This window comes from Roseobacter denitrificans OCh 114 (assembly GCF_000014045.1).
GTDB lineage: Bacteria > Pseudomonadota > Alphaproteobacteria > Rhodobacterales > Rhodobacteraceae > Roseobacter > Roseobacter denitrificans.
In genome coordinates, this window is sequence record NC_008209.1 from 551,114 (window position 1) to 564,393 (window position 13,280).

At 54.9% G+C, this 13,280-nt stretch carries 11 protein-coding genes and 1 pseudogene; 8 read left to right on the forward strand and 4 right to left on the reverse strand.

The window, feature by feature from the left end; translation table 11 throughout:
- Positions 1–24: 24 nt before the first annotated feature.
- On the reverse strand, positions 25–1,656 hold the full coding sequence (locus RD1_RS02635) for a DUF6044 family protein (protein WP_011566894.1): 1,632 nt from the start codon (positions 1,654–1,656) through the stop codon (positions 25–27).
- 327 nt (positions 1,657–1,983) lie between these two features.
- Here RD1_RS02635 and rffA point away from each other — a divergent pair, with 327 nt between their 5' ends.
- From rffA to RD1_RS20600, 8 genes and pseudogenes are all read left to right on the forward strand, one after another.
- A complete protein-coding gene (rffA, locus tag RD1_RS02640; RefSeq protein WP_011566895.1) occupies positions 1,984–3,150 on the forward strand; it encodes a dTDP-4-amino-4,6-dideoxygalactose transaminase in 1,167 nt (388 codons plus the stop codon).
- Positions 3,151–3,154: 4 nt separating this feature from the next.
- Positions 3,155–4,177 carry a sulfotransferase family protein gene (locus RD1_RS02645; RefSeq protein WP_011566896.1) on the forward strand — a complete coding sequence of 341 codons (1,023 nt, stop codon included), beginning with the start codon at positions 3,155–3,157 and terminating at the stop codon, positions 4,175–4,177.
- On the forward strand, positions 4,174–5,127 hold the full coding sequence (locus tag RD1_RS02650) for a lysylphosphatidylglycerol synthase transmembrane domain-containing protein (RefSeq protein WP_245897167.1): 954 nt from the start codon (positions 4,174–4,176) through the stop codon (positions 5,125–5,127). Before RD1_RS02645 ends, RD1_RS02650 begins: the two co-directional genes overlap by 4 nt.
- A 68-nt stretch (positions 5,128–5,195) precedes the next feature.
- Entirely contained in the window at positions 5,196–5,894 is a 699-nt protein-coding gene (locus tag RD1_RS02655) for a WbqC family protein (RefSeq protein WP_011566898.1), read from the forward strand.
- Positions 5,895–5,901: 7 nt separating this feature from the next.
- Positions 5,902–6,996, forward strand: a complete 1,095-nt coding sequence (locus RD1_RS02660; RefSeq protein ID WP_011566899.1) for a sulfotransferase — start codon at positions 5,902–5,904, stop codon at positions 6,994–6,996.
- 54 nt (positions 6,997–7,050) lie between these two features.
- Positions 7,051–7,926, forward strand: coding sequence for a class I SAM-dependent methyltransferase (locus tag RD1_RS02665; protein WP_011566900.1), 876 nt, complete (start codon positions 7,051–7,053; stop codon positions 7,924–7,926).
- Positions 7,923–8,852 (forward strand): glycosyltransferase family 2 protein, encoded by a 930-nt coding sequence (locus tag RD1_RS02670; RefSeq protein WP_245897169.1) that lies wholly within the window; start codon positions 7,923–7,925, stop codon positions 8,850–8,852. The genes RD1_RS02665 and RD1_RS02670 overlap by 4 nt, the downstream gene beginning before the upstream one ends.
- A 180-nt stretch (positions 8,853–9,032) precedes the next feature.
- Positions 9,033–9,287 (forward strand): annotated as a pseudogene (locus RD1_RS20600) (transposase); the annotation flags it as partial.
- Between the two features lie 405 nt (positions 9,288–9,692).
- On the opposite strand, the gene RD1_RS02675 reads toward RD1_RS20600, so the two are convergent.
- Genes RD1_RS02675 through flgK form a run of 3 tightly spaced genes read right to left on the reverse strand, consistent with a single transcriptional unit; the run spans position 9,693 to position 13,246 of the window.
- Positions 9,693–10,796, reverse strand: coding sequence for a flagellar basal body P-ring protein FlgI (locus RD1_RS02675; protein ID WP_011566903.1), 1,104 nt, complete (start codon positions 10,794–10,796; stop codon positions 9,693–9,695).
- Positions 10,793–11,797: a flagellin gene (locus RD1_RS02680; protein WP_011566904.1), complete on the reverse strand. Its 1,005-nt coding sequence runs from the start codon at positions 11,795–11,797 to the stop codon at positions 10,793–10,795. The genes RD1_RS02675 and RD1_RS02680 overlap by 4 nt, the downstream gene beginning before the upstream one ends.
- A gap of 3 nt (positions 11,798–11,800) precedes the next feature.
- A complete protein-coding gene (flgK, locus tag RD1_RS02685; RefSeq protein WP_011566905.1) occupies positions 11,801–13,246 on the reverse strand; it encodes a flagellar hook-associated protein FlgK in 1,446 nt (481 codons plus the stop codon).
- Positions 13,247–13,280: the final 34 nt, after the last annotated feature.

Genomic DNA, 13,280 nt, shown 5'->3' on the forward strand with positions numbered 1-13,280 from the left:
TCACAGCAGCGCCGCGAAACTGCTTCAGTCGGTCAGTTTATAGACGTTGATGTCCCAATGGCTGCCGGGGTGGCGATACTCCCCGAACAGAGGCGGTGCGTCGTAGAGTTCCACCCGAGAGAAAATATACGTCACGCCGAGCGCGCGTAGGCGGTCGAGGTCATATTCCGGCATCTGGATTGCATCTGTGCGGCGGCGGGCGAGAAAGTCCCTGTCCAGTTCGGCGCTGAAAAGATAGAGCCGGTTGCCCCAGTCATCGAAATAGCGTTTCAAACCCGCGCTTTTTTCCAGCTCCTTCGCGATAACCCCGCGCATCGCCCGTTTCTTCTCCAACGGGTAATAGGTCAGGTACCAGTCCGCCGTATGAAAGCCGTTATAGGCAGCGATCGCCGGATGTATGCCAAGGCTGACCACGCGGTAGTCTTCGACAGGCTGACCTATGTCCCGTTTGATTTCAGAGAAAAGCGGTGTCGCAAAAAACGCAGCATAGCTTATTCCGTGTTTCTCCCTGGCCTCAAGGATGGGGTGGTTTTTATAACCTGCCCAATGCGCCTGAAGGGCGATGGCCAGACAGACGCACGCAAGCCCGAGGCGTCGGTATGGAATTTGACGCTGGATCAGCGCCAGGGCCAAAGCAAAAGCGACAAACCAGAGCAAAGGGTGCAGCCAGTGAAAGCGGCTGAAGTTGAATTTAAGCAGCAGCGGAACAGAAGTGCGTATCGGTTCCAGCACCACGGACGACCACAGACCATAAAACAGCGAAATGGCCGCGCAAAATGACACCGTAGCGATCAGCAGCCACAGATGACGATCCCTGAATTGCCGTTTCCAGAGGCTTAGCAAAAGGGCCAGCAGTATCGTCGGTAGAATGACTTCGCTTTGCAGGCTGTGTGCGTGATACTGGCCATTTAAAAAGTTATCCCAAGCGCGGTCCAAAGCTGCAGTCAGGGGCACAAAAACCGGTGACGCCTCCTGACGGTGCGAGGTGAACACCGGGTTTATGGAATTCAGCACCAGACGGTATTCCACGGCGAGATACACAGCGCTCATCGCCGCCATTCCGAATAGAAAGGCCACATTGAAACGTCGCCGCACAAGCATGTCGTAAACGAACAGCCCAGCCACCATGCACAGAAAGAAAAACCCAACCGTGACGAGGCTGCTGAAAAAAGGGAACAGCAAGAGGATGGCCCATAGATGCCAACCCCGTTCGCCCTCGCGCAGCCCCAGAAATGCATAGAGGACGAGCGGCAAGCCCGCGACCCCCAAAACGCCCGGCGTCCAGAACGGAAGCAGCGCATAACAAAGAGCGACACCGACGCACAGAACGCGCGCCTCCCGGCCCAAAATGCGGCGCATAAGCAGCAAATACATACCAAGAAACGCCGCGGCCTGCATGAACAGTGTCAGCACGATATGGGTCGCCAGAGGCGATAGAAACATGTTCAGCAGCGTGGGCATCTGAAATTCGCTGCGCAACGCGCCGCGGGGGATGTCGTATTGGGCAATGATGCTCGATGAAGGAGCAAAAACCTGTCCGCTATCCGCCAGCACCTTGGCCTTCAGGAGAGAACTGTCAAGATAGTCATGAATGGTAAGATAGGCCCCGTCGCCCATAATGACATAAGGTATCCAGTGCCCCAATATGATCAACATCGCCCCCGTCAAAAGGATGTGGGGCAAAGTCAGGGACCGTCTGTTGGGGGAGTTCGGGCGCAAACGTCAGCCTATTATTGTATGTCCTGAGCACGCGGGCTTGGGCGAAACGTAGGACGCTATACCTTGCGGCACAACACCTTTAAACTCTGGCAGCCCGGGCGGGATGATATGCCCCGGGTATTCCGGCCCTTAAATCGGCTTGCATGATTTTTGCGATTTCCTATACACTTTTGAGGCGAAATGCGCCACTGGACACTTGCTATGACCTGTCTCATCGGTCGTTTGACTGTGGCGACAGTGTAAAATGTCATGATAGGACAATCCATGGAATGGCGTATCCCGTTTAACAAACCAGCGCTTGTCGGCACTGAATCCGGCGAAGTGCAACAGGTTTTTGCGCAGGGTAAATTTGCCGGCGGCGGCACGTTCAACAAGGCGTGCAACAGGTGGCTGCGGGATCACCTCGATGCCAGCGGTGTTCTGATTACGACGTCTTGCACCCATGCTTTGGAAATGGCGGCGTTGCTGTGTGATTTGCAGCCGCAGGATGAGGTCATCCTGCCGTCCTATGCTTTTACCTCTACAGCAACCGCCTTCGCCCGTTGCGGAGCCAAGCTGGTTTTTGTCGATTGTGAAGCGGCGACGATGAACCTCGATGCGAATGCGGTTGCAGCAGCGATCACGCCGCGCAGCAAGGTGATCGTGGCTTTGCATTATGCCGGGGTAAGCTGTGACATGCGTGCCTTGCGTGCGCTGGCCGATGAACATGGATTGAAGATCGTAGAGGATGCCGCACAGGCCCTGTTTGCATCTTATGATGGCAAGCCCTGCGGGACGCTTGGGGACTACGGCTGTTTCAGCTTTCACGAAACGAAGAACATGCACTGCGGTGAGGGCGGCGCTTTGGTGCTCAACCGTCCCGAAGACGTGCAGAAGGCTGAGGTGCTCCTTGAGAAAGGAACCAATCGGATGCAGTTCTTCCGTGGTGAAACCTCCCGTTACGAATGGGTGGGCATGGGATCATCCTATGTGCCGAGTGAATTGAACGCCGCCTTCCTTTTGGCGCAACTCAAGGCGGGCGCGCAGATCACGCAAGCGCGTCTGGCAAGCTGGCAGAGCTATGAACGACTGCTGCGCCCGCTCGAAGAGGCCGGACACGTCGCATTGCCGAACCCGCCACGTGATTGTCAGCACAATGCGCATATCTTCTGGATCAAGTTGGCGGGTAAGCCGGAGCGTGACGCGATGATCGCGCATCTGAAAGCGCAGGGGATAGCAGCGGTGTTTCACTATATTCCCCTGCATTCCGCACCCGCTGGCAGGGTTTATGGCACCTTCCACGGGGAGGACATAAACACGACCCGTGAAAGCGAACGGCTGCTGCGTCTGCCGCTTTACTACGCGATCACCCAAGAGGAGATCGCGGAGGTGGTGCATGCCGTCACAGCCTTCTTTGCCCTGACCGGAGAGACACACAGTGCCGTCGGCTGAAGGTATGTCTGCACCCGTATTTCAGCCGGTCTTCCTGCTGTGTTCCGAGCGGTCCGGCAGCAATTTGTTTATCCGGCTTCTGGACAGCCATCCCGTGTTCTGTGGGCCGCCGCCCTCCCATCTGATCCGGACTTTGGCGCTTAATCTGACCCGGCTCGGCGACGTGGCGCAGGATGAAAAGGCGTGGCAGCGGCTATTGGATATCAGCGCGCGCGTCATGCAGCACCAACTCGGTATCTGGCAGTGTTCCCTGGATGCAACAGCGCTTGCGCGGCGCGTTACAGAGCGGTCGGTGCGCGGCGTCATTTCTGCAATCTATACAGCCGAAGCGCATGCTCAGAACAAGACCAGAAGCGTCATCAAGGAAAACCGCATCCATATCTTCCTGCCTTTTCTGATGCAGGCGTTTCCTGATGCGCGATATGTCTGGGTTGTGCGTGACCCGCGGGATATGGCGCTGTCCTGGAAACGATCATCAAATCATCCGGGTGACGTTCGGCGCGGCACGCAGATCTGGTTGCAGGATCAGGAGCGTTTCCGCCAGATATTTGGCTATCTTGCCCCCGCCGGACAGATCATGCGGTTGCGCTATGAAGACATCCTGCAAGAGCCCGTACCAACCTTGACCGCGCTTTGTGATTTTCTGCAAGTGACCTATGACCCGGCAATGCTGAACTTTCACGACAAGGAAGACACCAAAGCCAATGCTGCGCGTATCGCAAACTGGGAAAACCTCGCAAAGCCCCTGATCGGTGGCAATACCGGGAAATTTCACGAGGCACTTACACGAGAAGAGATTGCCTATATCGAAACGGCCTGCGCGACCGAAATGCATGCGCACGATTACACGCTGACCGAGGAGCCCGGAGAGCGTAAAGCGGCCGAGCAGGCCATGGAACTGCGGTACGGGCAAGAAGACCTTGCGTTGCAGTGGCGCGCGTTGACCCCTGAGGAGCAGGCGATACGGGAGGGCCGTCAAAACGTCATTGACTATATCAACGCGCTTCCGATACGGCTGGCTACGTGAAACTCAAAAACATCCTGAAGCTCGCTTTCGGGCTTTCCCTGCTGGCATTTCTTTTCATCATGGCCGACTTTCAGGCGCTGGCCGTGATGCTGGGGCAGATGCATTGGGGCTATGGGTTCATCGGTTTCGCGGCCTTTGCCGCGACGAGCGCGCTGGACATGTGGCGGTTGCGCATGGCCAGCCCATCGGCCGCGCAGGTCCGTTGGTTTGCCTTTGCCCGGATGCACATCGAAAGCTACGCGATGGCACCGCTTTTGCCGGGGCACATCGGCGTTGATGCCTACCGGGTTGCCACCATCGGACGGGGCACCGGGCAAGGATACGTGGAACCCGCGGTCATTCTGTTCGGTCTGCGTGTGTTCAGTCTGCTGACGATGCTTGGTCTGACGTTCGGTTTGTTCCTAGGGCTGCCGGAATGGCGCGAGGTCTACAAACCTCTTGTCCTCGCGGTCATATCATTCCCTGTTTGGGGGGTGGTGTTAACAACCGTCGCGGCGCTGTTGTCGGTGGTGCTGGCGTGGCTGCTGTGGCGTCGAGCAGGGCCGCGTCTTCTGAACCGTTTCGCGGGGGTCCGACAGGCGTGGGCGGCACTGACATGGCCGCGTTTGATGCGATTGCTGGCGATGAGCATCGCGATGATCATCCTGCGGATTTTCACATTCCTGCTGACATTGCAGGCCTTTGGAATCGAACTGGATGTGTGGCTGGGCACCTCTGTTGCGTTATGCGCGGCACTGGCCTGGTTACTGCCCCTCAGCCCTGCGGGGATCGGCGTGCGTGAAGGCGTGATTGTTGGGCTTTTGGTCTGGTTGGGCATCGACTATGTGCCGGCATTGGCCGTGGCGCTGCTGAACCGGGTTTACTTTTTGCTCTTCGCGGGGATCGGAGGCGTTTCGTTCCTGCTGCCGAAAACCAATGCCACACTGGCTACGCAGGAAAACCACTCATAGGGACGCGTTTAAACTTACCACTGTCTGCGCTTCGCAGTACGGGAAAAACATGAGAAACTAGCTTCGCCATGCCGAAATCCGTCGCCATTTTGCAGTCCAACTACATCCCGTGGAAAGGATATTTCGACCTGATACGAAAGGTTGATTTGTTTATTTTCTATGACGATTTGCAATACACCAAGAATGACTGGAGAAACCGCAACAAGATCAAAACGCCTATGGGAGCGAGATGGTTGACGATCCCTTGTGGAAGCAGTTGGAACAGGCTGATCAACGAAGTGCGGGTTGATAACGCGTCTTGGCAAAAGAAGCACTTCGACACGCTCAAACAGCATTACGCTGCTGCGCCTTACTGGAAAACCTACGCACCCTTTCTCGAAGAAGTCTACCTTGGGGAAAACTGGGAATACCTCTCTGATCTGAACCAGACAGTCATCAAACGCATCAGTCAGGCGTTTCTGGGGATCACGACCGAATTCGACAATTCCGAGCGTTATCATCTTACGGCGAGTAAGGGAGAACGGGTCTTGCAGCTACTGGAGCGCGTGGGCGCCACGCATTACGTCAGCGGTCCCGCTGCCAAAAGCTATCTGGTGGAAGATGAGTTCGTCACGCGTGGCATCACGCTGGAATTCATGGATTATGCCGGCTACCCGAAGTATCCGCAGCTCTATCCTCCTTTTGAGCCTGCGGTGACGATTCTGGATATGCTGCTGAACTTGGGCCCGGCCACGCTGGAATACATGCAACCGGCGGACAAGCGGTAGTTTTGCAATGACACCATTCTTCATCACCGGGTTTTTGCGCTCAGGCACGACGCTGCTGGAAAAGTACCTGCATAACCATCCACAAATGGTGGTGGCATCGCAGCCATTCCCCTTCTTGTTCAAGGCGTTGAAAGAAACTTTTTTCCGCAGTCTTGGAATGGATGTACCCCGTTACCCGCTTGGACATCTTTGCGGGGATGCAGGTTATGGCAGGCAGGCGTTTCTCGATTTCGCCTCAACGCATCATTTCACGGACGCCGAGGTAAAAGCCATTTTCGAACAGATGCGCGGATACAGCGGGCAACTCACGCCCGGCGTCTTCGACCTGCCGTTGAAAGGGGGCACGTTGCAGCAGGTTTTTGTGCAATGCGCGACACAGTTTCCTGCCCTGTTCGATGCCCCCGCCGCGGAACATGTGGGCGTCAAGGAAGTCTTCTGCGAAGAGTTCATTCCGCTTTTCCTCCAGCATCGCATGCCTGTCCTTCTGATCTTGCGGGATCCGCGTGCGGTTGTCGCCTCGATCCATTGTGGACGGGGCGGGGAATATGCCAACGCGGGTTTGAGCGTGCTGCATATTCTGCGCTGCTGGAGGAAATCCGTAGCCTATGCGATGCGCTTTTCCGGTGAACAGGGGTTCCATTGGATGACCTATGAAAGGCTGGCACAAGACCCGGCCGCCTGCCTGCAACCCATAGCGCGGGCTTTCGGCGCTGATCCTTTTCCCGATGCGGTTCTGTCCGGTGCGTTGCTGTCGCAAGACGCAAGCCCATGGCGTGGAAATTCATCTTTCGGTGCGCCGGATGCGCGCAACCCAAGGTTTCGCAAGCTGTTGGACGCCGATACGATCACGTTCATAGACACGTTATGTCAGGCCGAGATGCAATGGCTGGGTATGGAACATGACGCACACTCCGCAAAGACGGTGTTGGAAAGCTACCAGGACCTGTTCCAGCCCGGCGCCCCATTCTTGTCGCAGGAAGACAAACAAACGGAATACCATCGTCTGGCTGCGTTGGCCGCACAGGTCATAGATCCCGCAGAGGCGGAAAACTGGTGCATTTACCCTTCGGTGCAACGGCGATTACATGCCGTTCTGCACTGAAAGCGTTCAAACCCATGAAACTGTGGTATCCATGAAGCTCTGAAGGAACAGAAAGTGAAACATACTGCTATGGCTGCCGAACCTGCCACGTCTTCCGCCTTACTGGAGGAACTGCGCCGCGCGGATTTCCCCAAGAAGGACATCAGTATCGCAGAAGCGCAGTTCGGCTTCCGCTATGTGGCCGAGTATCTTGGTGAATTGCCTGAAAACGGTAAGGTGCTGGAAGTCGGGTGCGGCAGCGGCATTCTGATGGGGCTGCTGAAAGAACAATACCCGACGCTGAATGTCGAGGGGGTGGAGCCCTTGGGCGATGGCTTCGCCGTGCTTGGTAGCATCAATCGATACATCCGCAATCAAGGGATAGAGATTCAGAAAATCGGCTATGAGCAGATCGAAACTCAGAATCGCTACGATGTCATTTATTGCATCAATGTGTTCGAGCACCTGAACGACTGGCGCGACTTTCTACATTTTGTGGAAAACCACCTTACGCCGACGGGCGTGTGTTTGATTTTATGTCCCAACTACGGCTTTCCCTACGAGTCACATTTCAAGATACCGGTGATCGTTAACAAGCCGATCACGGCATCGGTCTTTCGCAAGACCATTGACCGGCATGAAGAGCGCAAGGAAAGCCACGGCCTTTGGCGCAGTCTGAATTTCGTCAAGCTCCGGCAGGTTCGTCAGGCGCTTGCACGCACGTCACTTCGCCTCACCGTGCGACATCGCATCATCGAGGATATGATTGCGCGCACTGGAAATGACGCAGAGTTCCGCAAGCGGCAGAAAGTGATAGGCACGTTGGGCAGAGTTGCCTACAAGGCTGGCATAACCAAGCTGTTCCGGTATCCGTTGTTTCAGAATGTGATGCCCTATATGCAGCTTGAGCTCCGTCCTGATACGACGCGCCAAACAACAAGCGGAACATGATGCAAAATCCAGTCTACAGCACCGTCATTCCGGTCTACAACAGCACCCGAACGCTCGGCGAACTGGTGTCGCGGCTGGATCAGGTTTTCACAGAGATCGGCGCGGCGCATGAAGTCGTGTTTGTTGACGATGGCTCACCCAACCCGGAGACTTGGCCGATCCTAAAGGCGCTGGCAGAAGAGCATGAACATGTTCATGCAACCCGCTTGATGCGTAACTTCGGAAAAGCAGGCGCCGTGCTCTGTGGCCTGCGTCAAGCGAAAGGCGAATGGGTCATCACGATTGATGATGATTTGCAGCATGCCCCTGAAGACATCCCCATTCTGCTTGAAAAGAAAAGCCATGATGTTGTCATCGGGGCCTTTGCGTCGCGTAAGAAACACTCGGTTTTCCAGCGTGTTACCAGCCGAATAAAGAGTTATGTCGACACGAGGGTACTGGGCGTGCCGCCGGGTGTTCGCATGTCACCTTTCAAGCTTTTTCATGCAAGGGTCGTGCAGCACATGATAGCGGTCGATACGACCCGCCCGTTCATTCCTGCGCTTATGTTGCAGTCCACGCAGGATATTGTGCAGGTCGAGATCACGCATCATCCCCGCCTATACGGGCGGTCTGCCTTCGGACTGCGGCGACGCATACGGCAGTTTTCAAATCTGATCTTTGGCAATGCATCGCTGGTTTTGCGCTTTCTTGCGGTGCTTGGCGTGACAATCTCTTGTTTGAGCTTGTTGTACGGGGGGTGGCTCGTGCTGTCCTACTTCTGGAAAGAGCAGACTGTGGCCGGGTGGACGTCCTTGATGGTGGTTACGTTGACGCTTGGCGGGCTTATCATGTTTTCGCTGGGGGTCATCGGCGAATATCTCATTCGCATTATCGAACGCGTAGAAAACCGCGCCGCCTATCTGGAGCGCGAAAAACTTCGCTAGAGAGTGGCGGGATATCAGGTATTCCGGAATGCCTGCGCGGCAGTGAACCAACCGCACGGGGCACTGGAAAAATGCGCGCGGGTGCCGGGTTAACTGTGCCGGGTTTGTCGATGGGTCCAACGGCTGCGCAAGCGTAGCATCATAAACCAGACGGCAGGTACTGCGCCTGCGAAAAACCTGGACGCCGCCCAAGACGCGGATCATCTGCGCGCTTTCATTGCTGATGATCTAAACGCAACTGCGCACATCAAACGAAACCCAACCAGACAAGAAGACCGGCCAATCGATTGGCTACTCTATCGGGAAAGGTACCTCATCGAGTGTTTCTTCAATAGGCTCAAACGCTTCCGCAGGATCGCCCTACGCTGTGAGAGGACTGTCAGTTCATTCAAAGCCTTCGTCGATCTCGCATGCGCAATGGCGTGGATCGGTTAAATGCAGACTCCGCCTATGCCGCGCCTCATTTCATGCCTCAGAGCCCGAGCTTTCTGGGTAAAAATCGTAGGCTACTGTATGTTCCTTCATCTTGGCGTGCAGTTCTTTAACTTGCTGTTCGTCACTTGCCGCAGCTTTCTTACCATACCGCTCGAACAAACTAGGTGCGCCTTCGTGCAAAACACCTTTTTTTACTAAGGACCATGGTGGAATTGACGCCAAACCGGCTGGCCAGCTTCGTTACCGCCCATTCACCCTTCAAAGCTGCCATCGCGACTTTGGCTTTGTCCCATGGCTAAGTTTCTTTCGTCTCGACGTCTCTTTTCTCCTCTCCGTTGAGGATAAACAAACAGTACACCGTAGTCTAAGTCTTCGTCCCGATTGCGGGAAGCAGATCAGGCAGGCCTAGCGAACGATAAATTCTGCATGCAGGGCGCCTGCAGCTTTTATGCTTTTCAGTATGTCGATCATGTCTCTTGGCGAAACACCGAGCGCGTTAAGACCGGCGATGACCTCAGAGAGTGACGTACCGTCAGGAACCTCAGCCAAGCCTATTCCAGGCTCTTCCTCCAACTCTGCACGTGTCCTGGGCACAACGACTGTCTCGCCTTCTGCAAAGGGATTCGGCTGTATTGCGATTGGCGCTTCTTGAATGCGTAAAGTCAGATTGCCTTGTGATACTGCGACCCGCGATATTCTGACGTCCTCGCCCATCACAATGGTACCCGATCGTTGATCCACAACCACACGGGCCTTTCGTTCGGGTTCTACAGGTATATTCTCAATTCTACCCAAAGCGTGCGCGACTGAGGCCATTTCGGTGGCATCAACATTCAACCTAACGGTCCCGGAATCGAGCATGACCGCAACAGGACGGCCAAAATCATTGTTTATGGCCGCTTCAATGCGTGCGGCGGTCGTAAAGTCAGCATCTCTCAATGCCAATCGCAATTCGTTCAGGCTGGACAAGTCAAACTCTATCTCACGCTCTACGCGCGCGCCGGAAGGAATAACACCTGATGTCGGGACACCTCGCGTAACGTTTGCACCATCTCCTTCGACAGCTGCTCCGCCTGCAATAATGGTGCCCTGTGCAACCGCATAAATCTGCCCGTCAGCTGCATTCATTGGCGTCATGATCAGGGTTCCACCCAAAAGGCTATTTGCATCACCGATCGCGGAAACGGTGACGTCAATTTGGCTGCCCCCGCGCGCAAACGGCGGCAGCGTAGCCGTCACGAAAACCGCTGCTACGTTATTAGGCCTGAACTGTTCACCGCTTACGTTAACGCCCAGTCGCTCCAGAATATTGGACATTATTTCTTCGGTGAATGGGGCATTTCGCAGGCCATCGCCCGTGCCATTCAAACCTACCACCAACCCATAACCAACAAGGTCGTTTCCTCTGACACCGTCGAATTCTACCAAGTCTTTGATCCGTACAGGGCCAGCATACGCTGTGCTAACCATGGAAAACGCCAGTGCAATGAACAGAATTAGACGTTTCATAGGAAATTCACCAGTGAAAGCTGGGAGCTTCGAACGGTGACAGAATAAAGTGCCTGCAGTTGGAATTGTACGTTTTCCAACTGCGTCGCGGTTTCGAATGGATCCGCCAACAAAAGTGCGTTGCGCGCGACTTCCGTGCTGGTTTGCTCAGCTTGGTTTCGTGCATCAATCATTTCGATACGCGCTTCAGTGAACCCAATTCGTGAACGCAGATCGGTTAACTGGTCCTGGTTCGACTTGAGGCCCAGACCGACTGTTCCGAATAACTCCGCCTGTTGTGGCACCGTCAGCCCAAGGGCCGGGTCATCCGTCAATGCAGCAACAGCAACATTCATTAACACGTCCTTGAGGGCTTGATCATTGGCCCTGACATCTAGTGATACCCGCTCAGTTTCGGAAAGCGAAAAAGGTGCGAGTGCAGTTCCGGAGCCTGTGTAGATCAAGGTATCAAAACCTGCTGGGTCGGCGAACCAATTCTCAGCGGCAGTCATGATATCGTCAGGTGTCGTTTGACCAGCTATCGCGATACTCAATTCTGTGAGGAGGGTTTCGGCATTTTCAAGTGGTACGCGGTCGGTTGCGGCTCCGGCAAAAAGGCTTTTGCCGGCGATGTCGGCATTCAGTGAATTCAGAATGCCTTGCAGTTGTGTTTTCGCGTTTTCAGAAGGGCTACCTGCAATCACACCTACAGGTCCACCGCTCGCAAGAAGCAAATCCAACCCGAGTTGCCCACTGAAATCCTGAACACGATCAAGAGATGACTGCATCGCATCCGTGAAATACTTGGCTTCGCTGTTTGCCACGGAGAAGCCTTGCAAAGTCTCCAAAGACCTCTCCAAACCAGAAAGGTAATTGTGGTTTCCAGCGAGAACTTCTTTGATATCGCTGACTTGACCGCTGGAGAGCTCGTCGGTGAGCCTCGTCATGTCCTGGCGGAGCGCAACGCTGCGTCGCTGCATCATGAATGCCTGGGATAAATCGCCTAAAGAGACTGAACTCACTGTTTAAATCCTCAAAATTGTTTGCATCATTTCGTCCGCAGCCTCGATCATGCGGGCGTTTGCCGCATATGCCTGTTCAACAATCAGTAGTCGCTGCAGTTCTTGATCGCTGTCCACGCCATTCGCCAGAACCTGCTGCGTCAACTCGTCAAACTGAGATGACGCAAAACTCAAAGTCTGTTCTGCCCTGCTCCGGTCGGCGCCGACCTGTGAAGTAAAAGTGGAGATAAGGTTCATGGCGGAGAAGGCTCCCGCGCCAAAATCTCCTGACGCGGGTGCCCGTTTTGCGCTCAAGGTGTCCGATAGAGCCTGAATAAGGCGTGCATCGCCCACATCGCCCGGAGTAAGTGCATTTACACCATCACGGATGCGCCAGGATTCACCGCCTTGGCGTTCGTCAACCGCTGCGTTCACCGATAAGCGTGCAGATAGGCCGATTTCATTTACCGGATCAAACGCCAATCCAGCATCTGTAAAGATACCAGGATCACCCACTGCCAGACTGGCATCGACTGCAGGGTCTTGAAAACGTTCTATCAGGTCTCGTGCAAAGGCATCCAGTTGCGTCTGAGCGGATGTCCCCAGTTCATCCCGGATTTCGAAGTGCGCACCCAATGTACCGCCACCCAAAGCGCCTCTGGCGCTGTCCGTTCGAACGGGATAGCCATTTACGCTCAGTCCTGACAGTGTACCACCGCCCAGCGTCATGAATGGTGTGACCTGATTGACTGCATTAAACTCGATCTCGGCAACACCGCCGTCGATCAAAATGGCACCGCCAGTTGAATAAAGGGCAATTTGGCCATTGTCTCTTGGAACCAAACGCACAGGGACGATCGCATTTATCTCGTCTACAATCGCTTGCCGGTTGTCAAAGAGTGCCGATGCGTCGCTGCCCGTAGATATGGTGCGTGTGATTTGCGAGTTCAGCTCTTTGACGCTTTGCAGCGATGTATTCAGACGGTCAATTTGTACCTGGATTGCCCTATCTGCATCGCTGCGCGCTTGCTGGACCCCGTCCGATGCCTTCGAAATCAGGGTTGCAATGTCCCGAGCGGCATCTACAACGCTGTTCAACCGCTCAGGCGCATCAGGCCTGCTTGCGGCTGTGATCAGTGTCCTTTCGAACTCGGCCATGCGGCCTGCGAGGGAATTAGCCTCCTCCGGCGTACCAAGAAGGTTTTCGAAATCGTTCAGGAACTTGGTGCGATTGTTTGCATTGCCAAAACTTGCATCTGCCAACCTCAGGTCCGCCAACAAGCTGGGGTCAACGTTGCGCATTACACCGTCGATGGCCACCCCGCCAAGCTGCGACGAAGAAAGTGACAGGTTTCGAACGCCATAGCCTGGTGTCATGGCATTCGCCAGGTTTGCCGAAATGACTTCTGACGTCCGACCTGCTGCGCGCAGACCGGTCATCGCGTTGGAAAGTGCTCCTGAAATTGACATCTCGGCCTCTCTGGATTGATAAACTACTTAATGG

Coding starts and splice junctions, on each gene's coding strand:
- RD1_RS02645 (WP_011566896.1), top strand. CDS start 3,155: ATGTCTGCACCCGTATTTCAGCCGGTCTTCCTGCTGTGTTCCGAGCGG.
- RD1_RS02635 (WP_011566894.1), bottom strand. CDS start 1,656: ATGTTGATCATATTGGGGCACTGGATACCTTATGTCATTATGGGCGAC.
- RD1_RS02655 (WP_011566898.1), top strand. CDS start 5,196: ATGCCGAAATCCGTCGCCATTTTGCAGTCCAACTACATCCCGTGGAAA.
- rffA (WP_011566895.1), top strand. CDS start 1,984: ATGGAATGGCGTATCCCGTTTAACAAACCAGCGCTTGTCGGCACTGAA.
- RD1_RS02675 (WP_011566903.1), bottom strand. CDS start 10,796: ATGAAACGTCTAATTCTGTTCATTGCACTGGCGTTTTCCATGGTTAGC.
- flgK (WP_011566905.1), bottom strand. CDS start 13,246: ATGTCAATTTCAGGAGCACTTTCCAACGCGATGACCGGTCTGCGCGCA.
- RD1_RS02660 (WP_011566899.1), top strand. CDS start 5,902: ATGACACCATTCTTCATCACCGGGTTTTTGCGCTCAGGCACGACGCTG.
- RD1_RS02670 (WP_245897169.1), top strand. CDS start 7,923: ATGATGCAAAATCCAGTCTACAGCACCGTCATTCCGGTCTACAACAGC.